The sequence below is a fragment of the Pseudomonas sp. EL_65y_Pfl1_R83 genome, from assembly GCF_963970695.1.
Classification (GTDB): Bacteria; Pseudomonadota; Gammaproteobacteria; order Pseudomonadales; family Pseudomonadaceae; genus Aquipseudomonas; species Aquipseudomonas tritici.
The window spans coordinates 210,987-233,342 of record NZ_CAXAQI010000007.1 but is presented as its reverse complement, the minus strand read 5'-3'; the positions used below and the strand labels follow the sequence as shown (position 1 = coordinate 233,342).

Genomic DNA, 22,356 nt, shown 5'->3' with positions numbered 1-22,356 from the left:
CAGAGTCAGGACGCCATCCCCAGCTCCCGCTTCACCAACTTCGCCAACTTCGCGCTATCAATCGGCTTCAACAAAAAATCCACCACACTCAAATGCATCGCATCGATCACATCCGGCGCTTCCGCGTCCCCCGACATGATGATGATGGGCAACGCCGCACGCGTGGATTCGCGAACCTGGCGGATCAGTTCCAGGCCATTGCTGGGCGCCATGCGCAGGTCGGTGATGAGCAAACCGATGGAGCTGCTGGAATTCAACATGTACCACGCCGCCTCACCATTCTCGGCGGTCATGCAGCGAATGCCGTCCAGGCCCAGGATTTCCGCCAGCAGTTCACGCGCGTCTTTGTCGTCATCGACGATCAACACGCGCTGTGGCGGTAGATCAGGCTCCAGCATCACAGCGCTCAGCGCCTCGCGCTCGGCATCGCTTAAAATATCGTGGTCGGACATACGGTTCTCAGCAGTTCTCATCAATCCCCTCCGCTCAGACGTCAGACATCACCGGAGGGTCAAACAATGTGCACTTCGTCGGAAAGTCTGACTAGTGGGCGTTCTACGGGTTTTGGACGATAGTCATGTAAGGCTTTCCCCTAGGTGAGTGCGGTTTGTATCGACCTAGACTTACGTCCAATGGGCACCCGCCGCGTGCGAGTCGACCATGAGGGACGATAACGACAAAAAATGCGGCCACTGTTATGAGTAAAGCTGATGCCTTCGCCCAGGCGGGGAAGACTGCTGTGTTGCAAAACATTCACGGCACCCTGCAGTTCTTGCAACGCTTCCCGCCCTTCAACCAGATGGAAAACGCACACCTGGCGTTTTTGGTGGAACAGTGCCAGCTGCGATTTTATGGCCCCGGCGACAGCATCCTTAAACCGTCGGGCGGGCCGGTTGAACACTTTTATATCGTCAAGCAGGGACGGGTCGTAGGTGAGCGCCCGGACAGCGCCGAAACCACTTTTGAAATCGCGACGGGCGAGTGCTTTCCCCTCGCGGCGCTGTTAGGTGAACGGGCAACCCGCACCGAGCACAAGGCGGCCGAAGACACCTTCTGCCTGCAACTGAACAAACCGGCGTTTATCAAGCTGTTCGCGCTGTCCAGCCCGTTTCGCGACTTCTCCCTGCGTGGCGTCAGCAGCCTGTTGGACACGGTTAATCAACAGGTGCAACAAAAAGCCGTGGAGACCCTCGGCACTCAATACTCACTGAACACCCGCCTGGGTGAATTGGCCATGCGCCACCCAGTGATGTGCAGCCCAACCACGCCGCTGCGCGAAGCGGTGACGATGATGCACGAACAACAGGTGGGCAGCATTGTGATCGTCGATGAGGGCCAGGCGCCCCTGGGCATTTTCACCCTGCGCGACTTGCGCCAAGTGGTGGCCGATGGCACCAGCGATTTCACCCAAGGCATCGAAGGCCACATGACCCAGGCGCCCTTCTTCCTGACCCCGGACCACAGCGCCTTCGACGCCGCCATCGCCATGACCGAACGGCATATCGCCCATGTGTGCCTGGTCAAAGACCAACGCCTGTGTGGCGTGGTGTCCGAGCGCGATCTGTTTTCCCTGCAACGGGTAGACCTGGTGCACCTGGCGCGCACCATCCGTAACGCGCCACGCGTGGAAAACCTGGTGGCGATTCGCGGCGAGATCGGCCAGTTGGTCGAACGCATGCTGGCCCATGGCGCGTCGTCTACCCAGATCACGCACATCATTACGCTGCTTAACGATCACACCGTATGCCGGGTGATCGAACTCACGCTGGCTGAAAAAGGCGACCCCGGCGTGCCATTCAGTTGGTTGTGTTTTGGCAGCGAAGGTCGTCGCGAGCAGACGCTGTACACCGACCAGGACAACGGCATTCTGTTCGATGCCAAGGACACCGCCGAAGCAGCGCAGATCCGTAGTCGCCTGTTGCCGCTGGCACAGCAGATCAACCAGAGCCTGGCGTTGTGCGGGTTCAGCCTGTGCAAGGGCAACATCATGGCCGGCAACCCAGAGCTTTGCCTGTCCCGAGCGGAATGGGCGCGGCGTTTTGCGGCGTTTATCCGCGAGGCGACGCCGGAGAATCTGCTGGGCTCCAGCATTTATTTTGACCTGCGCGTGGTGTGGGGCGATGAGCGTGGTTGCGAGCAATTGCGCCAGGGCATTCTCGACCAGGTCGCGGATAACCGCTTGTTCCAACGCATGCTGGCTGAAAACGCGTTGCGCCAACGGCCGCCCGTAGGACGCTTCCGCGAGTTTGTACTGACGCGTAAAGGCGGCGAAAAAGCCACTCTCGACCTCAAGGTGCAAGGCCTGACGCCGTTTGTCGACGGCGCGCGCCTCCTGGCCCTGGCCAACGGCATCCACGCCAATAACACCCTGGAGCGCCTGCGCCAACTGGTGGTCAAGGAAGTGATCGAGCCTCTGGACGGCGCCGCCTATGAAGAGGCCTACCACTTCATCCAGCAAACCCGCATGCAGCAGCACCAGCTGCAAACCCGCGAGAATCAGCCGTATTCCAACCGCGTCGACCCGGACAGCCTCAACCACCTGGACCGGCGCATCCTGCGAGAGTCCCTGCGCCAGGCTCAACGCCTGCAAAGCAGCCTGACGTTGCGGTATCAGTTGTGAGCCTGTTCAGTTGGCTGCGTACGAAAAAGCCTGGGCTGGATACCGCGCAGCAACAACGCCTGGAGCAACTGCGCAAGCCCACCGCGCTGGGCGAAGGTTCCTTGCGCAGTCAGCGCTGGGTGGTGGTGGACCTGGAAACCAGCGGCCTGAACCTCAACCGTGATCAGGTGCTGTCCATCGGTGCGGTGGTGATCGAAGACGGCGCGGTGGACTTTTCTCAATTGTTCGAGCGCACGCTGCAACGCGCCGACACCAAACTCAGCCCCAGCGTATTGATCCACGGCCTCGGCCCCAGTGCCATTGCTGCCGGCAGCGACCCGGCCGAGGCGTTGCTGGACTTTATGGAATTTGTCGGCGACAGCCCATTGCTGGCCTTCCACGCACCGTTCGATCAACACATGCTGTGCCGGGCGCTCAAGGACAGCCTGGGTTACCGCCTGACGCATCCGTTTCTTGATGTTGCCGACATCGCCCCGCTGCTGTGCCCCGAGGCGCATATACGCGAAGCCGGGCTGGACGATTGGATCAACCACTTCAACCTGCACGTGGGCGAGCGCCATCATGCCAGCGCCGATGCGCTGGCCACGGCGGAGCTGATGCTCATCCTGCTCAGCCGCGCACGCCAGCAACAGATCGACACCCCCCACACGCTGCAAGAGCGCTTGAGCCAGTGGAAGCGGCGTAAACACGCGCCATCGTTTTAATACCCTCTCTCGACAGACGCCAATTGCACCCACCCCACGGCTCTGACACAATCGCGAATAATTCTCGTTAATTTAAACCTCTTGTTTATTCGGTGATGCCTTGTCGTCGGTCCAGAACCCACACAGTGAGCTTGTTGGCGCGTTGTATCGCGACCATCGTGGCTGGCTGCTGGCCTGGCTTCGACGCAATGTGGCCTGCCCAAGCCGCGCCGAAGACCTGAGCCAAGACACTTTCATGCGCCTGCTGGGCCGTGATGAACTGCGCGAACCCCGCGAACCTCGGGCGTTCCTGGTCGCCATCGCCAAGGGCTTGCTGTTCGACTACTTCCGCCGCGCCGCACTGGAACAGGCCTACCTCACCGAACTGATGCTGATCCCGGAAAGCGAACACCCTTCGCCGGAAGAACAGCAACTGATCCTCGAAGACCTCAAGGCCATCGACCGCCTGCTCGGCAAATTGTCGAGCAAGGCGCGCGCGGCCTTCCTCTACAACCGCCTCGACGGCATGGGCCATGCGGAAATCGCCCAGCGCCTCGGCGTGTCCGTGCCGCGCGTGCGCCAGTACCTGGCCCAGGGCATTCGCCAGTGCTACATCGCCCTGTATGGTGAGCCGCTGTGAACGGTTCCAGACCGGTCTCGGCCCATGTGCTGGATGCAGCCATTGCCTGGCAACTGTCCCTCGATTCGGGCGACGGCAGCCTGGTTGAGCGCGAAGAATTCGATAAATGGCTGGCCAGCAACGAAGAACACGCTCGCGCCTGGCGCCAACTGGGCATGCTCGACCAGCGTTTCAGCGCCGCTTCGGGCCCGGCGCGGGTGGCGTTGTTGCAATCGCGGGAAGGCATTCGCCAGCGCGTGCGCAAGCTGGGCAGTGGCCTGGCGAGCATTGCACTGGTCATTGGCGTGGCGTTGTTTGCCGGTGAGCGCTACGTGCCGATCCACTATTGGCTGGCGGACCAACGTACCGCTACCGGCGAGCAGCGCACGCTGAAGCTGGCGGACGGTACGCTGATCAACCTCAATACCCACAGTGCTATCGATGTGCGTTTTGATGAGAAACGCCGGCTGATCGTGTTGCAGGAAGGCGAGATCCTGGTCGAGACCGGCCACAACGATGCGCGCCCGTTCTATGTACAAACCCGCGACGGCAGCCTGCGGGCGCTGGGCACGCGATTTATCGTCAAGCGCGAAGACGACGCCACGCGCTTGAGCGTGCTGCAATCGGCGGTGGCCGCCCAGCCTGAGGCGCTGCATCAGGAACAGGTCTTCAAGGAAGGCCAGCAAGTGCTGATGCGCAGCGACGGCCTCGGCCCGCTGCTGGCTGTCACCCCCGCCACCGACGCCTGGACCCGCGGCATGCTGGTGGTCGACAACGCCCGCCTGGGGGATGTGGTCGAGGAACTCGGCCGCTACCGCGCCGGTTACCTGGGTGTGGATAAAGATGTGGCCGACTTGCGTATCACCGGCAGTTTCCCGCTGCACGACACCACGCTGGCGCTGAATGCGCTGCTGCCGACGTTACCGGTGCAGATTGAGCAGCACACCCCGTGGTGGGTGACGGTGAAGGGCGAGCCTTAGGTTCGCGATGCCCGTGCTATCGCTATCGCAGGCAAGAACACCCTGGAAAAATATTTTCACCTCGCCCTATCACTTTTCGATTCTCGTTCGGCTCCTAGGCAATTGAGAAATATTTCCATTCAGGAGCCGCCGTATGTCCCGCACCCTAGACACCTTGTTGCGCCCCAGCCTGTTAGCCGTGGCCATCGCCCTCAGCGCCCCGCTGGCCAGCACTGTGCTGATCGCCGCCGAGCAGGCGTCCAGCGTGCGTGCGTACAACCTGCCGGCGGCGCCACTGGCCAGCACCCTGAACCAGATCGCCAGCCAGGGCGGCTTGGCGCTGACCCTTAGCCCGGCGCTCGCCGCCGGCAAGACCTCGGCACCGGTCCAGGGCCAGTTCGATGCGCCGGGTGCGCTGCGTGAAGCGTTACGTGGGACGGGGTTGCAACTGGAGCAGAGCAGCGCGGGGACTTACACCTTGGTGGCGATTCAAGAGGGCGTAATGGCGCTGCCGGTCACCAACATCACTGGCCAAGACAGCGGCCGGGAAAGTGCCTGGGGCCCGGTGCAAGGCTACCTGGCCACGCGCACTGCCGCCGGCACCAAAACCGACACTGCGCTGGTTGAAGCGCCGCGCTCGATCTCTGTCGCCACCCGCGAGCAGATGCAGGACCGCAACGTGCAGAACCTGGACGACGCCGTCAAATACATGCCCGGCATCGTGTCCGCCAGCTACGGCAGCGACACCCGCTACGACTGGATGCGCGTGCGCGGCTTCGAACCGACCCAGTTCCTCGACGGCCTGCCGCTACCACGCGGGGTGTACGCCAACCCGAAAGCCGAAACCTGGAACCTCGACCGCCTTGCCCTGCTGCGCGGTCCGGCCTCATCGGTGTACGGCCAGACGCCACCGGGTGGCCTGCTGGACATGGTCAGTCGGCGTCCGAGCGAAGAGTCGAGCCATGCCATTCAGGTGCAATACGGCAGTGACAACTACCGCCAGATCAACTTCGCCAGCACCGGCAAGATCGATGATGAAGGCCAGTTCCTGTATGGCGTCAGCGGTGTGGTACGCGATGCGGGTACCCAGGTCGACCACATCGACAACAAGCGCTACAACATTGCGCCGAGTCTGACGTGGAATATTGACACCGACACCAAGCTGACGCTGCTGTCGCAGTTCACGCGTGACGATACTGGCGCCACCAGTCAGTTCTTGCCGATCGTGGGCACCAAGATCAAATCGCCATCGGGCGACGTATCACATCACAAGAACCTGGGCGATCCAGATTACGAGTTCTACGACCGCACTTACTACGCGCTGGGTTATGCCTTCGAGCATCGCTTCAACGATACCTGGCAGTTCAAGCAGAACCTGCGTTACACCAAGTCGGAGTTGTCGTTCCAGCAACTGACCGTGGGTTCCTATGCCTTCGCTCCAGTGGATGCAGCGGGCAACATGGATCGCCTCTCGACCAACGTCGACGAGAACATCGGACAGTTCGCGGTGGATAACAACTTCCAGGCCGACTTCGCCACCGGTGATGTCACCCACACCCTGTTGCTGGGTCTGGACCACCAGCGGACCGACACCTCGTACCTGTCGATCTTCGGGGGTGCCGGGCGTGTCAATATCTTCAACCCGGTCAATACCACGCCGGTAGTGCGCCCGGCGCGCTCCGATGCGTTCTACGACTACAACCAGAAAACCGTGCAGACCGGCCTCTACGTGCAAGACCAGATGGCCCTCAACAACTGGCGCCTGACCCTCGGTGGTCGTGAAGATTGGGTGCACCAAGGCACCACGTACTTCAACAAACAAGACGCGACCAACACCGACCGCAACAAAAACTTCAGCGGCAACGCGGCAGTCAGCTATGTGTTCGATTCGGGCTTCGTGCCATACCTGTCCTACGCCGAATCCTTCCAGCCAGCAAGCAACGCCAGCGCCGACCCGGTCAAGTCGTATAAACCCACCGAAGGTAAGCAATGGGAACTGGGAATCAAGTATCAGCCACCTGGCTCCAATACCTTGCTGAGTGCGGCGATCTATAGCCTCACTCAGAAAAACGTACTGGTCACCAGCACCGGAACGAGCGGCACCCCGATCACCGACCAGACCGGCGAAGTGAAAGTCAAAGGCCTGGAACTGGAAGCCGTTTCTGACGTGACCGAGAACCTCAAGGTGATCGCGGCGTACACCCTGGCCAAATCCGAAGTGCAAAAAGGCGACTTCAAGGGCAACCGCCTGCAACTGATGCCCAACCAGCAAGCTTCGCTGTGGACCGACTACACCTGGCACACCGGCGTACTCGACGGCTTCGGTATCGGCTTCGGCGCCCGCTACACCGGCAACACCTATGGCGACCAGGGCAATACCTGGCTGGGTAAGGCCAACGCCTACACCGTGTTCGACGGTGCGGTGCATTACGACTTGGGCCGCCTCGACAACAGCCTCAAAGGTGCATCGGTCAAACTCAACGCCACCAACCTATTCAACAAGGACTACATCTCCACCTGTGACGGTTCCTACTGCTACTTCGGCGACCAACGCAGCGTAGTCGCCAGCGCCACCTATCAGTGGTAATCGGCTGAGCCAACAACCAGGCCGCTCCCTTGAGCGGCTTGCGTGTGTCTGAAGGTTAGAAAATGAAAAGCAAAACCATCCGCCGCTGGTCCTTCATCCACACCTGGATCAGCCTGATCTGCACCGTTTTCCTGCTGCTGCTCGCCCTGACTGGCCTGCCGCTGGTGTTTCACCACGAGATCGACCACCTGCTGGGCAATGAGCCTGAACTGGCGCAGATGCCCGCCGATACCCCACGGCTCAACCTCGAGCAGCTTGTGGCTAAAGCTCAGTCTCATCGCCCCGGCGAAGCCATGCAGTACTTGGCCTGGGACGAAGACGACCAGAACGGCGTGATCGTAATCATGGCCGCCACCGCCGGCACCGAACCCAACGCGTCGCACACTTTCATGCTGGATGCACGCACCGGTGAAGCGGTGGAAACCCCGGCGGCCAACGGTGGGCTCACCCTGTTCCTGCTGCGGTTGCATGTGGATATGTTCGCCGGTCTGCCAGGCAAGTTGTTGCTGGCGTTCATGGGCATTCTGTTTGTACTGGCGATTATCTCCGGCACGGTGCTGTACCTGCCGTTCATGCGCCGCCTGACATTCGCCACTGTGCGCCAGGACAAATCCACTCGCCTGCGTTGGCTCGACCTGCATAACCTGATCGGTGTGGTCACGTTGACCTGGGCGCTGGTGGTGGGCGTGACCGGTGTAATCAGCGCCTGCGCCGACCTGATCATCGCCGCCTGGCGCCAGGACAGCCTCAGCGCGATGATCGAGCCCTATAAAAGCGCGCCCCCCCTGACCCAACGCGCCCCGGCCACCGAGTTGCTGACCATCGCCGCCAAAGCCGCGCCGGGCATGCAGCCGGACTTCATCGCCTTCCCCGGCACGCGCTTTTCCAGTGAGCACCACTACGCGGTGTTCATGAAGGGCAGCACCCACCTGACGTCGCACTTGCTCACGCCGGTGTTGATCGACGCCAGTACCCTGGCCGTCACCGCCATCGCCGAACGGCCGTGGTACATGGACGCCATGGGCATGTCCCAACCGCTGCACTTTGGCGACTACGGCGGCATGCCGATGAAAATCCTCTGGGCCGTCTTGGATGTGCTGACCATCATCGTGCTTGTGAGCGGGATTTACTTGTGGATCGTGCGGCGCAAGGCGGGCAAGGCATGAAGCCGCGCCGGTCGAATTTCTGGAAGGTGTTTGGCATTCCCCTGGGGATTGGCCTGCTCAGCGCCGCCGGGTTGTTTGCGGCGTTGCTCGGGGATGGGCTGTGGGATTCGCTCAGTTGGGTGGGTTTAGGGGTGCCAGCAGTCATAGGCGTGCACGCGTTGTTCAAACGGCGCGGCTAAGGGCCTCGCCAGCCGTCATGCAACCCTCTAGGCTAGCCACGCCTATCTTGAGGAATGCCCATGTCCGCTCCCAGCATGACCCTGTTCCACAACCCCGCTTCACCGTTCGTGCGCAAGGTCCGTGTGCTGCTGGCCGAAACCGGCCAGCAAGATCGCGTGGCCCTGCACGGGTGCATGCCGACCCCGGTCAACCCGGACGCCCAACTGGTGCAAGGCAACCCGGTGGGCAAGATCCCGGCCCTGCGCCTGGCGGACGGCACGGTGCTGCACGACAGCCGGGTGATCCTTGATTACTTCGACCACCAGCACGTCGGCAACCCGCTGATCCCTCGCGACGGCTCGGCGCGCTGGCGCCGCCTGACCCTGGCCTCGATGGCCGACGGCATCATGGATGCCGCCGTGCTGGTGCGTTACGAGACCGCCCTGCGACCGGCGGAAAAACACTGGGACCAATGGCTCGACGAGCAGCGCAACAAGATCCGTCGCAGCCTCGCTGAGTTAGAAGCGGATGCAATCGCCGAACTGACCAGCCACTTCGACATCGCCGCTATCAGCGTGGCCTGCGCCTTGGGTTACCTGGATTTCCGTCATCCGGATATGCAATGGCGCTCGGATAACCCGCAGCTTGCCGCATGGTATGCCGAGGTCAGCCAGCGGCCTTCGATGCTGGACACCCAGCCGCCCATCTAAGATTCACCGTCATTCCCCTGGGGAGCGGGCTTGCTCGCGAATGCGGTGGCTCAGTTGAAACATCTGTGGCTGACATACCGCCTTCGCGAGCAAGTCCGCTCCCACAGTGGGCGGCGGCGTTATTAAGGAAGTCGACCATCCTCGCCTTCATTTGCTGATCCTCGCGCAACCCGATCATTGCACTGCCTCCAGGTCAAACTGCAGTGGCTCGGCCGCTTTGCGCTTGCCCACGCCATACCAGTCCAGTTTGCGCGTCAGCACCATCACCGTGCCCAGCAGGCCGAACAACAACAGCGAGCCCATCAGCAACGCGTAATCCTCGGCACTCAACAGCCCGTACAACAAGCCATACAACGCCGCCAACCCCGCCGAGAAGCCCAACCCATGGGCCACGCTGCGCAGCACATGGCACACGTAGAAACCAATCAACAACACGCAGGCACTGGCGGAGATAAGGTAGGCCATGGCGAAGCCTATATGCTCGGACAACGACAACAGCAGCAGGTAGAAAAACGCCAGCGCCACGCCCACCAAGGCGTACTGGATCGGGTGCACCGCCAGGCTCTTGAGCACTTCGAACAGGAAGAAACCGGCAAAGGTCAGGGCGATAAACAGCAACGCGTATTTGATCGCGCGGTCGCTCTTGAGGTATTGGTCCACCGGGTCGATGAAGTTGACGCCGAAGCTGCGGTTGTTGAAGTCGTCACAGCCTTGCCCGTCCAGGCAGGTCTGCAGGGCTTGCTCAAGGTTGGTGGAGAAGAATGAAGTCTGCCAGTTGGCGCTGAAGCCTTTGTCGGTGATCTCGCGTTGCGCCGGCAGGAAGTTGCCGATAAAGCTTGGGTGCGGCCAGTTGGACGCGAGTGACACTTGGCTGGTCTTGCCCACCGGCACCACTTGCAGTTGCTCGGTGCCTTGCAGGCGTAGGTCAAAGGCGAAATCCACCACGTAGGGCTTTTTAGTGTCCTGCTCCGGCAGCGCCACGTGCACGCCCTCACCGAGCCAGTCGACCTGGGAGCCCGGTTCGAACTCCAGCGGCTGGCTGCCCAGCTCAAGCTTCAATGCGTTTTCAATGCCGCGAATATCGCTGATACCCACCGCCAGAAATGCCGGCTCAAAACGGTAATCGGCAAAATTCTCGGTGATGCCCAACTGCGCAGGTAGCTCGAAACGCCCGCTGATGCGGTTATCGGCATGGAACAGCCGCGCCTGGTAGATGCCCCGCGCACGCAGTTCGGTCTGCACTTTGCCGTCGAGCTCAAAACGATCCGGCAGGAAATACAGACGACCACGCTCTTCGCGGGTGACTTCGTAGCGTTTGTTGAGCTTTTCATTGAGCTTCCACTCGCGCACGGTCTTGCGATACGGCACCACCATCACCGGGCCGGTGAGACGCTGGGCATAGCTGGAGCTGCGGGCGATGTCCATCAGTACGCCATCGCGCAGTTGCTGGCGGTCACTGATGATGCCGTTGATCATCAGCAACGGAATCAGCAACAGCAGGATCAGCAGCGCAATCGCGCCAAGTTTGAAAAGCAGGCTGCGGTTCATGGGTCTCTCCCTGTTTTGATGGGGAGAGTCTGAGCAGACTGTGTGGGGGATTTATGTGGGCAATGTGGAGACTGTGTGGAGATGCAGTACCACTTGCACGCCGCCTTGCACGTTGCCGATCTGCAACGCACCGCCGTGCAGCTTCATCACTTCCTCAACAAAGTTGAGGCCCAGCCCGGTGCTTTTGCGCCCGCTGGCCGGGCGTGGCAATGAATAGAAACGCTCGCTCAGGCGTGGCAGAGCGTAGTCAGGAATCGGCGCGGCCTGGTTGAACAGGCTCACTTGCACGTCGTTGTAACGCGCCTGCGCGCTGAATTTCAACTGGCCACCGGGCGGTGTGAAATCCAGGGCGTTGTCCAGCAGATTGCCCAGCGCCTGACGCAGCAGGAAGGGCTCGCCATACACCTGCACATCCGCCGCAATCGTCTGTTCAACGCACAATCCGGCGCCTTCAATGCGCGCGCACTGGGCCTTGATGACCTCATCGACCATCGCGGCCAACGGGATACTCGCCTGCTCTTCCAGGCCTTGGCGTTGCTCGACTTGCGCCAGGTTCAGCAAGCGCTCGATCAACTGCTGCAGGCGCGCACTTTCGCTGTCGATGTTGCCGACAAAACGCTGCTGTTGTTCGCGGGTCATATCGCCCTGCAACAACTCCGCCGCGCCGCGTATCGCCGCCAACGGGCTTTTCAATTCGTGGGTCAGGGTATGCACGTAATGTTCGACATAGGCCTTACCTTCCAACTGCGTACGCATGTGTTCCACGGCGGTGGATAACTGCTTGAGTTCGCCGCCCCTATAATGCGGCAACTCGGCACGCCGGCCTTCGCTGACCGCTTCGGCATAAGCCGTCAACCGGCGCAGCGCGGCGCTCAGCCACCACGACAGCAGTGCGCCCAGCAGCAGACCCAGAATCACCAGGCCCGCGCCGTACCACAGCAGGCGCCGCTCGGTGCGGTCGACATAGGGCTGCAATGAGCTGTTCGGTTTGGCCACGGTGACCACCCCGATGATCTGGCCATTGTCACGGATCGGCGCGCCCACGTGCATCACCGACGAGGTGGCGTCATCCGCTGCGCTGCGAGTGGACCGGGCGCCGTATTCACCGCGCAGGGTCAGGTAGACGTCGTTCCACTTGGAATAGTCCTGGCCCACCGCTTCGCCCGTGGAGTCGAGCAACACGGTGCCCTTGGCGTCGGTCACATAGATGCGGTGGTTGACCTGGTTTTTCGGCAGGCCCCAAATGGTCGCGCCCGGCTGGCGATTGCCGTAGGCCTTGAGCAATGCCGGCCAGTGGCTTTGGCCGAGGGTGCCGTTCTTGACGTCATCGCGCAGGATCTCGGCCAGCAGATTGGCGGTGTCCACCAGGGTTTCTTCGGTGGACTGGCGCACACCGGGGCGGATTTCCTTCATGACAGTGTTGAGCACGAAGTAGCCGGTGAGGCCGATAAACAGCGCATACACCAGGAAAATCCGCAGCCCCAAGCGCATCAGCTATTGCTCGGGCTGTAGCTGTAGCCGAGGCCGCGATGGGTCTGGATCGGCTCGGCATCGGCAGCCACGCTGCGTAATTTGCTGCGCAGGCTTTTGATATGGCTGTCGATATTGCGCTCGTAGCCGGCATCTGCCGCCACGCCGACCGCGTCCAATAATTGCTCACGGCTGAAGACACGCTCGGGTTGTTCCAGCAGGCTTTGCAGCAGGCGGAATTCATGGCGCGTCAGGCTCAAGGGCTGGCCGCGATAAGCGATCTGCATACGTTCCAGATCAACCTGGAACACTGTGGGCGCAGCACCAGGGCCGATTCGCTTGAGGATCGCCCTGACCCGTGCGGTCACCTCCCGCGGGCTGAAGGGCTTGACCACATAATCGTCGGCACCGATCTCCAACCCCACCACACGGTCGATCTCGCCATCCCGCGCGCTGAGGAACATCACCGGTACTTCACTGAAGCGGCGCAGTTGCTTGCAGGTTTCAAACCCCGTGATGTCGGGCAGGCCGATGTCGAGGATGATCAGGTCAGCCGGCGTCTGGCGCTGGTGGGCCAGCGCCTCCTGGCCAAGGCTCAGCCAGGTGGTGGTAAACCCCTCGCCTTGCAGGGCGAATATCAGCGTGTCGGCTATCGCCGCTTCGTCTTCGACAATCAGGATATGCGCCATGGTGTTCCGTCAGCAGTCCGGTTTGTCAGCAGTGTAACGACGAGCCGGGTTTACCGCAGCGCCGAATTCACGCAGGGCCTTGGCGCCGATCAGCAACGGGTAGTTGAAGCTGCTGCGGTCGGTGAGGTTGACCTCGACGGTGCGCTTGACGTTGCCCAGGCACATTTCCAGATCGATTACCGGGCGCTTGGCCACTGTCGCTTCGTCTTTGTCATCGTCTTCGTCGGCGCGGCTCTTGATCTTGCTGATGCGCGAGACTTTGTGTTCGTAGACTTTGTTGGAGGCATCCTTGCCGCCGAGGCGGAAGCGCACCCAGTCGTCGCCATCACGGGTGAAGGTTTCGATATCACGCGCCGACAGCGAGGCGGTCAACGCGCCGGTGTCCATCTTGGCCTTGAAGGTTTCGCCGATCTCCGGCAATTGGATGTATTCGTAGCGACCGTAAAGGGTCGGTTCGGCAGCCATGACAGGCAGGGCAACCAGGGCGAGCGAGGCAAGGAGCAGTTTCACGAAGTGATTTCCTCGGAAAGAAGTAGGCGAATTCTAGACCGCAAAGGCAGCACTTAGTTAGCTCGCCCCAGCATACCCGGCACATTGTGAAACATTCGTCCGGTAATTTGCGATTTGGCCTCTAGACTCAAGCTGCTTATCATGACCCGCCCACAGGATTGCAAGAGTTGCTTATGCGCCGCCTGCTCACCGGCTGTTTTGTCTCACTGCTTTTATTGCTCAACACCCTGGTCCTGATCGGCCCGCTGATGGTGTTTGCCCTACTCAAGGCGGCGGCACCTGGTCGCACTCGTGACGCCATGTCGTGGGCGGTCATGTGGATCGCCGAAACCTGGGCCGAGATCGACAAGCTGATCTTCGCGCTGTGCATCCCGACCCAATGGGACATTCGCGGTGGCGCAGACCTACGCGGTGATACCTCCTACCTGGTCATCAGCAACCACCAATCCTGGGTGGATATTCCAGCGCTGATCCAGGCCCTCAACCGTCGAACGCCGTTCTTCAAATTCTTCCTGAAAAAAGAGCTGATCTGGGTGCCCTTCCTCGGCCTGGCCTGGTGGGCGCTGGATTACCCGTTCATGAAGCGCTACACCAAGGCATTCCTCGCCAAGCACCCGGAACTGGCCGGGCAGGATTTAAAGATCACCAAAGAGGCCTGCGAGCTGTTCAAGCGCCAGCCGGTGACGGTGGTCAATTATCTGGAAGGCACGCGGTTCACCGAGGCCAAGCGCAGGCAACAGGATTCGCCGTTTACCCGGCTACTCAAACCCAAGGCGGGTGGCGTGGCGTTTGTGCTGGCGGCGCTGGGGGAACAGCTGGATGCGGTACTCGACGTGACGGTTGTCTATCCGCAGCAAAAGATTCCGGGGTTCTGGGATTTGATCAGTGGCGCAGTGCCAAAGGTGATCATCGATATCCGTACCCGTGAGCTGGACCCGGCATTGTGGCAAGGGGATTACGAGAACGATCCGGCCTTTCGCCAGACCGTCCAGAACTGGGTAAACCAGCTCTGGAAGGAGAAGGATGCGCGCATCGAGCAACTGCGCGCGCAAAGTCGTTAGCTGCCAGTGCCCCAGGCCTGGGCCAACTTGCCCAGCAAGGAGCTGTTGGCACCCTGCCCGCCGAGGTATTGCAGGATTACCGGCGCGAACTGGCTAACCATGCCGCTGTCCATGCCCAGTGCGCTGAACGCGGTGTTCAGGTCATTGGTGTTCTTCACGTTACCCAGCAGGCCGTCGAGGCCACTGGTCTTGCTGCCACCGGCCTGGCCGAGCATCCCGCTCAAGGCCCCGAGGCTGCCCAATGCGTTGTTGCCCGACAACTGGTCGAGGCCCGGCACGCTGTTGCCCAATTGCGAGTACTCGTTCCCGCTCAGCTTGTTCTTGGCCAGGCCCAGCATGGCGCCAGTGCCGCCGACCGCTTGTTCGGGGGTGATGTTGAGTTGAGAGGTCAGTGCGCTCAGCAAACCGGCCGTCTCGGAAGACGGTGCGGCAGCGGCAGCCTTGTTGTTGCCACCCTGCATACCGGAAATGGCATTGGCCGCGTCGCCAAGGCTGAAGCCTGCGGCGAACACCGGGCCGGCTGCCAGGGTCATCAGGCAGGAAAGGGCGAAACCGCGTGAAATCTTCATCGAAACAACCTCTGGGTGTAGGGGTGAAAGCAGGCGTTTGACTGGGCATCCGGCCCATTGTTCCGGGCAGTCCAAGGAACCCAATCGCAGGGTGGCAGTCCATGGAATGAATTCAAAAAAATGCCAGGAACAGCCGTATGAGCGCGACCCGCCCCCAAGTGATCGAGCAAAAACCCCCGTTCTGGAGCCGTCCTCGCGTGTTTATCGGCGTGTGCGTGGCCATCGTCGCCGGCCTCGGCGGCGCGCTCTACACTCAGGACACCGTCAAATCCGCCGCTACGCTGGTGACCACCACCCAACAGCCGGCAGCGCAGGTCATGGCGCACAAGGATTACCTCGAAGTTGAACCGATCGCCACGGCGGCACCTGAGCCCGACCGCAGCCTGGAGCTGTGGGCCATGCCCGAGGGTGGAAAACCTGTTTCGTTGGGGCTGTTGCCGGAAGATGGCAAGGGCATCATTGGATTGAACCCACGCCAGCAGGCCAGCATTCGCAAGCCAGTGGAGTTGCTGGTGAGCTCGGAGACCAAGGGGGGGTCGTTGAGCAAGCAGCCAACCGGCCCGACGGTGTACCAGGGCGCACTGGCCTACCGCTGATACGCCAAAACCCTGTGGGAGCGGGCTTGCTCGCGAAGGCATTAGGTCAGTCAAAGAGGCTCTGACTTAACCACCGCCTTCGCGCGCACGCCCGCTCCCACATTTGGATCGCTGTGTGTCTGGGATTTACGCCGCGCTGAACATCTTATGCGGGTCAATCACAAACTTCTTCGGCACACCCGCATCGAACTCGCCATACCCGCGTGGCGCGTCATCCAGGCTGATCACCTGCACGCCCACGATTTCAGCAATGTTGATACGGTCCCACATGATCGCCTGCATCAGTGCGCGGTTGTACTTCATCACCGGGGTCTGGCCGGTGTGGAAGCTGTGGGATTTGGCCCAGCCCAGACCAAAGCGAATGCTCAGGCTGCCCATTTTCGCGGCGGCATCCACGGCGCCCGGGTCTTCAGTCACGTAGAGGCCTGGGATACCGATCTTGCCCGCCACGCGCACTACGCCCATCAGCGAGTTAAGTACGGTGGCCGGGGCTTCCGCCTTGACGCCTTCATGGCCATGGCCGCGCGCTTCGAAGCCTACGGCGTCGACGGCGCAATCCACTTCCGGCTCACCCAGCAGCGCAGCGATTTGTTCGTGCAGCGGGGTGTCCGTGGACAGGTCGGCAATCTCGAACCCTTGTGCCTTGGCGTGGGCCAGGCGGATGGGGTTGACGTCGCCGATGATCACCACCGCAGCGCCCAACAGGCGCGCAGAAGCGGCAGCGGCCAGGCCGACCGGGCCAGCGCCGGCGATGTAGACGGTGCTACCAGGGCCAACACCGGCGGTGACGGCGCCGTGATAGCCAGTCGGCAGGATGTCGGAGAGGCACGTCAGGTCGCGGATTTTCTCCATGGCCTTGTCGCGGTCCGGCAGTTTCAGCAGGTTGAAGTCGGCGTATGGCACCAGTACGTATTCGGCCTGGCCGCCGGTCCAGTCGCCCATGTCGACATAGCCATAGGCGCCACCGGCACGGGCTGGGTTGACGGTCAGGCATACGCCAGTGTGTTGTTCTTTGCAGGAGCGGCAGCGACCGCAAGCCACGTTGAAGGGTACGGAAACCAAGTCGCCGATCTTCAGGTTCTCGACGTCGCTGCCCTTCTCGATCACTTCACCGGTAATTTCATGACCCAGCACCAGGCCGGTCTGGGCAGTGGTACGGCCGCGCACCATGTGTTGGTCGGAGCCGCAGATATTGGTGGAGACCACGCGCAGAATGACGCCGTGCTCAATCTTTCTGCCACGGGGGTCCTGCATTTTGGGATAGTCGATTTTCTGTACTTCGACCTTGCCGTTGCCGAGATACACGACACCACGATTACCAGACATGCTTTCACCTCGCTGTTGTTTTTATGGAACCGCGTTGCCCGTTGGGTGGGCAGCGCGTTAAGTGCTCGGGTACAGATGCTGTTTTTGCGTTGTTAGTTGGGGCCTCTTCGCGGGCTTGCTCGCGAAGGCGTCAGTCAGAGCACCACAGTTCTATTGGCGTTGAGAAACACCCGCCGCTCAATGTGATACCCCACCGCCCGGGCCAGTGTCAGCCCTTCAATATCGCGCCCCTTGGCAATCAAGTCCTCGGGGTAGTGGCTGTGGTCCACCACCTCCACGCCCTGGGCAATGATCGGGCCTTCATCCAGGTCGTTGTTGATGTAATGCGCCGTGGCGCCAACCAATTTCACGCCCTTGTTGTACGCCTGGTGATACGGCTTGGCGCCCTTGAATCCCGGCAACAACGAGTGATGGATATTGATGGCCTTGCCATCCAGCTTGCGGCACAGCTCCGGCGACAGCACTTGCATGTAGCGCGCAAGAATCACCAATTCGGCGCCGGTGTCTTCCACCACCTGCCACACCTGGCGCTCCTGGGACGGTTTGTCGTTGGGGTCGAGGGGGAAATGGTAGTAGGGAATCTGGTGCCAGTCGGACAAAGGTTTGAGATCCGGGTGGTTGGACACCACCGCAACCACGTCCATCGACAGTTGGCCGATGCGCTGGCGGTACAGCAGATCGTTCAGGCAGTGATCGGCCTTTGAGACCATGATCACCACTTTTGGTCGGTAGTTCGGCGCCGTCAGCTCGAAGATCATGCCAAAGGCTTCACCGCGAGAGGCCAGGCCATCGCGGAAAGCTTGCTCGTCGAAACCGTCGGGCTGGCGAAATTCGACGCGAATAAAAAATCGCCCGGAAAGCCGATCATCGAACGAGTGGTGCTCGGTAACGTAGCAGCCCTGCTCGAACAGGTAGCGGGTGACCGCGTCCACCGTGCCGAGCACGCTGGGGCAGTCGGCGGTCAAAATCCATGTATCAGGTGCGCGGCTCATGGGTCACTCCTCAGGCTTGGACGCTCAAACCGAATTCAGCCGAGGCATCCTGCAACCACAACCACCAGTAATCCGAGAAGCTGCGACGAATCAGTAGCTCCCAGGTGTCTTCAGCGGTGTGACGGATCACCAGTTGCGACTTGGCGAACACCGTGCCCACCGCCTTGCCCACCGGGAAGTTGTTGGGGTGCACGTCATAGCTGGTGGACTTCATCAGCACGTCACGCACATTCGGGCCGCTGAGTTCGAGGATCTGCTGGCCGCCGCTGACGTTGACGATCTGAATATGCAGGTCGCCTAGGGCGGCACGCAGGTTTTGCTCGGCGGCGAATTCTTCACCGCTTGGCACGATCAAAAGCCACTCATCCGGACCGAGCCATTGCAGGCTGGTTTCACCTTTGACGATCACCGTCAAAGCAGCTGGCAGCTCAATACCGAGGGCCTTGTGCACGCCGGCGGCAAAGGCAGGGTCATGGCCGTCGCCGCGCAGAGTCAGGTGGCCCAGGAGTTTCTTCTCACGCACGGTCACACCGGCGTTCTTGCGCCCCTTGCCGACCAGGCTGGCGAGGTCGGCATGGTGCAGCGACGACTCGGCCTTGGCCCCGGTGGTTGGGCGTTGTTGGTATACATTGGCTGCTGTCATAAAGCACCTTTCCTGAATTCTGTTGTGCGGCTACTGGCGTCTTCGCGAGCAAGCCCGCTCGCACATTTTGGAATGCGCTCCCCCTGTGGGAGCGGGCTTGCTCGCGAAGGCCGCGACTCGGTCTATCAGATGTTCTGGCGTTCGCCTTTCGGGTCAAAGAACACCGAAGACACAATCTCTGCCTCGATCACACTGCCATCCGCCTGCGGTGAGAACACCCGCTCGCCGATGCGCTTCAAGCCGCCCTTCACCACGCCCATGGCAAACGAATAACCCAGGGAGTTGTGCGCATAACTTGATGTGACGTGACCCACCATCTTCATCGGAATCGACTGCTTCGGATCGAACACCAACTGCGCGCCTTCCGGCAGCCACACGGTTGGATCGATCGGTTTGAGCCCAACCAGCTGCTTACGCTCTTCACGCACGCAGTCTTCACGGTTCATGCCGCGCCAGCCGATCCACGAGAACGGTTTGGTGCGACCTACGCACCAGCCCATGTTCAGGTCGTCCGGGGTCATCGAGCCGTCGGTGTCTTGCCCGACGATGATGAAGCCCTTCTCCGCCCGCAGTACGTGCATGGTTTCGGTGCCATACGGGGTCAGGTTGTACTGCTTGCCGGCCTCGACGATTTTTTCCAGCACGCCCATGGCGTAGTCGGCCTGCACGTTGACTTCGTACGACAGCTCACCGGTAAACGAAATCCGGAACACGCGAGCCGGTACGCCACCGACCAGACCTTCCTTCCAGGTCATGAACGGGAAGCCGTCCTTGTCCAGGTCGATGTCGGTCACTTCGGCCAGCAGCTTGCGGCTGTTGGGCCCGGACAGGGTCATGGTCGCCCAGTGGTCGGTGACCGAAGTGAAGTACACCTTGAGGTCTGGCCACTCGGTCTGTTGGTAGATTTCCAGCCACTGCAGCACACGGGCGGCGCCGCCAGTGGTGGTGGTCATCAGGAAGTGGTTGTCGGCGAGGCAAGCAGTTACGCCGTCGTCGAAGACCATGCCGTCTTCCTTGCACATCAGGCCATAGCGCGCCTTGCCCACATCGAGCTTGGTCCAGGCGTTGGAGTAGATGCGGTTGAGGAACTCTCGGGCATCCGGGCCCTGGATATCGATCTTGCCGAGGGTCGACGCATCGAGCAGACCAACGCTGTCGCGCACGGCCAGGCATTCACGTTTTACCGCGGCGTGCAGGTCTTCACCATTGCGTGGGAAATACCAGGGGCGTTTCCACTGGCCGACGTCTTCGAACTCGGCGCCGTTTTTCACGTGCCAGGCTTGCAGCGCGGTGTAGCGCACCGGCTCGAAGATGTGCCCACAGTGACGGCCCGCCACCGCGCCGAACGTCACCGGCGTGTAGTTCGGACGGAACATGGTGGTGCCCATCTGCGGGATAGTCACGTTAAGCGAACGCGCGGCAATCGCCAGGCCGTTCACGTTACCCAGCTTGCCCTGGTCGGTGCCGAAGCCCAGCGCGGTGTAGCGTTTGACGTGCTCAACCGACTCAAAACCTTCGCGGGTCGCCAGTTCGATGGCGGCGGCAGTCACGTCGTTTTGCAGGTCGACAAATTGCTTTGGCGCCCGTGCGGTGGGTTTGTCGTGCGGCACTTGGTAAACAGCCAGCGTCGGTTCTTCCAGGCGGTTCAGCGCTTTTGGCAGTGCGCCTTCCACCGGCGCAAAACCGGCTTCGCTGGCCGCGCGCACGCCGCCTTCAAAACCATCCGCCAGGGAATCGCCAAGGCCGTAGACACCGTTGATACCACCGACGCACACGCGTTTCTGCGGTGCTTCGCCCGGTACAAAACCGAGGATATCTTCACGCCAGGTCGGCTTGCCGCCCAGGTGCGAGGCCAGGTGGACCACCGGGCTGTAGCCGCCGGAGCTGGCCACCAGGTCGCAGTCCAGCCATTCGCCTGGGCTGGTGACTTTGTGTGCTTTCAGATCAATCGCGGCCACGCGGGCAGCGGTCACATGCTTGCTGCCACGGGCTTCGATCACGGCGCTGCCGGTGAGGATGCGAATGCCTTTGGCACGGGCTTCTTCAACCAGCGCGCCGCGTGGGTTGTGGCGCACATCGGCCACTGCCACCACATGCAGGCCGGCGTCGAGCCAGTCCAGCGCAACGCGATAGGCGTGGTCGTTGTTGGTCGACAGCACCAGTTTCTTGCCCGGCGCCACGCCGTAGCGGCGCACGTAGGTGGAAACTGCGCCGGCCAGCATATTGCCCGGCACGTCGTTGTTGCCGTACACCAATGGACGCTCGCACGCACCGGTCGCGAGGACGACACGCTTGGCACGCACACGGTGAATACGCTGACGCACCACGCCGATCGGCGCACGGTCACCGAGGTGGTCGGTGAGACGTTCGTGGATGGTCAGGAAGTTATGGTCGTGATAACCGTTGACGGTAGCGCGGGGCAGCAGCACCACGTCCGGCAGGGCTTTGAGTTCAGCGATCACGCTGGCAACCCAATCGGTAGCGGGTTTGCCATCGAGGCTTTCGCGCGAGTCGAGCAGCGAACCACCGAACTCTTCCTGCTCATCGGCGATGATCACACGTGCACCGCTGCGCGCAGCAGCCAGCGCAGCGGCCAAACCCGCAGGGCCTGCGCCGACCACCAGCACGTCGCAGTGACGGTTGAAGTTGTCGTAGGTGTCCGGGTCGTTCTCGGTCGGCGAGCGGCCAAGGCCAGCCGCCTTACGGATGTACTTCTCGTACGTCATCCAGAACGATTGCGGGTACATGAAGGTTTTGTAGTAGAAACCCGGTGGCATCAGCTTGCCGCCGACCTTGCCGAGAATGCCCATCACGTCGGTGTTCACGTTTGGCCAGCCGTTGGTGCTGGTGGCGACCAAACCTTGGTACAGCGCTTGTTGCGTGGCGCGCACGTTGGGAATCTGAGTGGCTTCGGTGGCGCCGATCTGCAGCACCGCGTTCGGCTCTTCGGCGCCCGCAGCAAAGATGCCGCGTGGGCGCGAATACTTGAAGCTGCGGCCAATGATGTCGACGCCGTTGGCGAGCAAGGCGGCGGCCAGTGTGTCGCCTTCAAAGCCTTTGTAGCTCTGGCCGTTGAAGGTAAACGTGAGGACTTTATTACGGTCGATCCGGCCACCGTTGGACAGGCGATTGGTCTGGCTCATACCTTCTCTCCAGCAGCCTTGGCGGTGAATTGCGGCTTGGTGCCGATCTTGTAGGTTTCAAGAATTTCGTAGGTCACGGTGTCGCGCGTGGCGTTGAAATACTGGCGGCAACCGGCGGCGTGAATCCACAGCTCGTGGTGCAGGCCGCGCGGGTTGTCACGAAAGAACATGTAGTCGCCCCACTCTTCATCGGTGCAGGCGTTCGGGTCCAGCGGGCGCGGGATGTGCGCTTGGCCGGACGCGTGGAATTCCTCTTCGGAGCGCAGTTCGCCACAGTGAGGACAGAAGATATGCAACATAGGGAAT

The 22,356-nt window shown here is 61.3% G+C and carries 21 protein-coding genes; 10 read left to right on the top strand and 11 right to left on the bottom strand.

Translation table 11 applies throughout. From position 1 onward, the window contains the following. Nucleotides 1-5: 5 nt before the first annotated feature. Nucleotides 6-452, bottom strand: coding sequence for a response regulator (locus AACY08_RS13020; RefSeq protein WP_339415461.1), 447 nt, complete (start codon nt 450-452; stop codon nt 6-8). A gap of 245 nt (nt 453-697) precedes the next feature. Between AACY08_RS13020 and AACY08_RS13015 the strand changes: the two genes are divergently transcribed. The 8 genes from AACY08_RS13015 to AACY08_RS12980 all read left to right on the top strand — a co-directional run bounded on the left by AACY08_RS13015 (nt 698) and on the right by AACY08_RS12980 (nt 9,503). Then, entirely contained in the window at nt 698-2,620 is a 1,923-nt protein-coding gene (locus AACY08_RS13015; protein WP_339469770.1) for a putative nucleotidyltransferase substrate binding domain-containing protein, read from the top strand. Beyond that, the gene (locus AACY08_RS13010; RefSeq protein WP_339469769.1) at nt 2,617-3,324 is read left to right on the top strand and encodes a 3'-5' exonuclease; all 708 of its coding nucleotides are present in this window, start codon (nt 2,617-2,619) and stop codon (nt 3,322-3,324) included. Before AACY08_RS13015 ends, AACY08_RS13010 begins: the two co-directional genes overlap by 4 nt. Nucleotides 3,325-3,424: 100 nt before the next feature. Then, on the top strand, nt 3,425-3,943 hold the full coding sequence (locus tag AACY08_RS13005; protein ID WP_065871830.1) for an RNA polymerase sigma factor: 519 nt from the start codon (nt 3,425-3,427) through the stop codon (nt 3,941-3,943). Beyond that, entirely contained in the window at nt 3,940-4,902 is a 963-nt protein-coding gene (locus tag AACY08_RS13000) for a FecR family protein (protein WP_339469767.1), read from the top strand. The genes AACY08_RS13005 and AACY08_RS13000 overlap by 4 nt, the downstream gene beginning before the upstream one ends. Nucleotides 4,903-5,035: 133 nt before the next feature. Next, the gene (locus AACY08_RS12995; RefSeq protein ID WP_339469765.1) at nt 5,036-7,468 is read left to right on the top strand and encodes a TonB-dependent siderophore receptor; all 2,433 of its coding nucleotides are present in this window, start codon (nt 5,036-5,038) and stop codon (nt 7,466-7,468) included. A 62-nt stretch (nt 7,469-7,530) separates the two neighbouring features. Next, nucleotides 7,531-8,634, top strand: coding sequence for a PepSY-associated TM helix domain-containing protein (locus AACY08_RS12990; RefSeq protein ID WP_339469764.1), 1,104 nt, complete (start codon nt 7,531-7,533; stop codon nt 8,632-8,634). Then, a complete protein-coding gene (locus AACY08_RS12985) occupies nt 8,631-8,813 on the top strand; it encodes a hypothetical protein (protein WP_339469763.1) in 183 nt (60 codons plus the stop codon). Before AACY08_RS12990 ends, AACY08_RS12985 begins: the two co-directional genes overlap by 4 nt. 60 nt (nt 8,814-8,873) lie before the next feature. Continuing rightward, the gene (locus tag AACY08_RS12980; protein ID WP_339469762.1) at nt 8,874-9,503 is read left to right on the top strand and encodes a glutathione S-transferase; all 630 of its coding nucleotides are present in this window, start codon (nt 8,874-8,876) and stop codon (nt 9,501-9,503) included. A 174-nt stretch (nt 9,504-9,677) separates the two neighbouring features. Here AACY08_RS12980 and creD read toward each other — a convergent pair whose 3' ends face one another. From creD to rloA2, 4 genes are read right to left on the bottom strand one after another with little or no spacing between them, the layout of a single operon-like run. Beyond that, complete coding sequence (gene creD / locus AACY08_RS12975) at nt 9,678-11,051, bottom strand: cell envelope integrity protein CreD (RefSeq protein WP_339469761.1); 1,374 nt, start codon at nt 11,049-11,051, stop codon at nt 9,678-9,680. A 51-nt stretch (nt 11,052-11,102) separates the two neighbouring features. After that, nucleotides 11,103-12,542 (bottom strand): two-component system sensor histidine kinase CreC, encoded by a 1,440-nt coding sequence (gene creC, locus AACY08_RS12970; RefSeq protein ID WP_339469760.1) that lies wholly within the window; start codon nt 12,540-12,542, stop codon nt 11,103-11,105. After that, nucleotides 12,542-13,210, bottom strand: coding sequence for a two-component system response regulator CreB (creB, locus tag AACY08_RS12965; RefSeq protein ID WP_339415359.1), 669 nt, complete (start codon nt 13,208-13,210; stop codon nt 12,542-12,544). Before creB ends, creC begins: the two co-directional genes overlap by 1 nt. 9 nt (nt 13,211-13,219) lie before the next feature. Beyond that, nucleotides 13,220-13,720: a retropepsin-like aspartic peptidase RloA2 gene (rloA2, locus tag AACY08_RS12960; protein ID WP_339469759.1), complete on the bottom strand. Its 501-nt coding sequence runs from the start codon at nt 13,718-13,720 to the stop codon at nt 13,220-13,222. Nucleotides 13,721-13,893: 173 nt separating this feature from the next. On the opposite strand from rloA2, the gene AACY08_RS12955 reads away from it, so the two are divergent. Beyond that, on the top strand, nt 13,894-14,781 hold the full coding sequence (locus AACY08_RS12955) for an acyltransferase (protein ID WP_339469758.1): 888 nt from the start codon (nt 13,894-13,896) through the stop codon (nt 14,779-14,781). Here AACY08_RS12955 and AACY08_RS12950 read toward each other — a convergent pair. Continuing rightward, nucleotides 14,778-15,350, bottom strand: a complete 573-nt coding sequence (locus AACY08_RS12950; protein ID WP_339469757.1) for a DUF2780 domain-containing protein — start codon at nt 15,348-15,350, stop codon at nt 14,778-14,780. The two genes, AACY08_RS12955 and AACY08_RS12950, sit on opposite strands and share 4 nt — an antisense overlap. Before the next feature lie 137 nt (nt 15,351-15,487). Here AACY08_RS12950 and AACY08_RS12945 point away from each other — a divergent pair, with 137 nt between their 5' ends. Next, nucleotides 15,488-15,946 (top strand): anti-sigma factor domain-containing protein, encoded by a 459-nt coding sequence (locus tag AACY08_RS12945; protein WP_339415355.1) that lies wholly within the window; start codon nt 15,488-15,490, stop codon nt 15,944-15,946. 126 nt (nt 15,947-16,072) lie between these two features. On the opposite strand, the gene fdhA is transcribed toward AACY08_RS12945, so the two are convergent. From fdhA to AACY08_RS12920, 5 genes are all read right to left on the bottom strand, one after another. After that, the gene (gene fdhA / locus AACY08_RS12940; RefSeq protein ID WP_339469756.1) at nt 16,073-17,272 is read right to left on the bottom strand and encodes a formaldehyde dehydrogenase, glutathione-independent; all 1,200 of its coding nucleotides are present in this window, start codon (nt 17,270-17,272) and stop codon (nt 16,073-16,075) included. A gap of 134 nt (nt 17,273-17,406) precedes the next feature. Next, nucleotides 17,407-18,264, bottom strand: a complete 858-nt coding sequence (gene purU / locus AACY08_RS12935; RefSeq protein ID WP_339469755.1) for a formyltetrahydrofolate deformylase — start codon at nt 18,262-18,264, stop codon at nt 17,407-17,409. 10 nt (nt 18,265-18,274) lie between these two features. Further along, a complete protein-coding gene (locus AACY08_RS12930) occupies nt 18,275-18,907 on the bottom strand; it encodes a sarcosine oxidase subunit gamma (RefSeq protein WP_339469754.1) in 633 nt (210 codons plus the stop codon). Nucleotides 18,908-19,032: 125 nt separating this feature from the next. Next, nucleotides 19,033-22,050 (bottom strand): sarcosine oxidase subunit alpha, encoded by a 3,018-nt coding sequence (locus AACY08_RS12925; protein WP_339469753.1) that lies wholly within the window; start codon nt 22,048-22,050, stop codon nt 19,033-19,035. Beyond that, on the bottom strand, nt 22,047-22,349 hold the full coding sequence (locus AACY08_RS12920; protein WP_065880153.1) for a sarcosine oxidase subunit delta: 303 nt from the start codon (nt 22,347-22,349) through the stop codon (nt 22,047-22,049). The genes AACY08_RS12925 and AACY08_RS12920 overlap by 4 nt, the downstream gene beginning before the upstream one ends. Between the last annotated feature and the right edge of the window lie 7 nt (nt 22,350-22,356).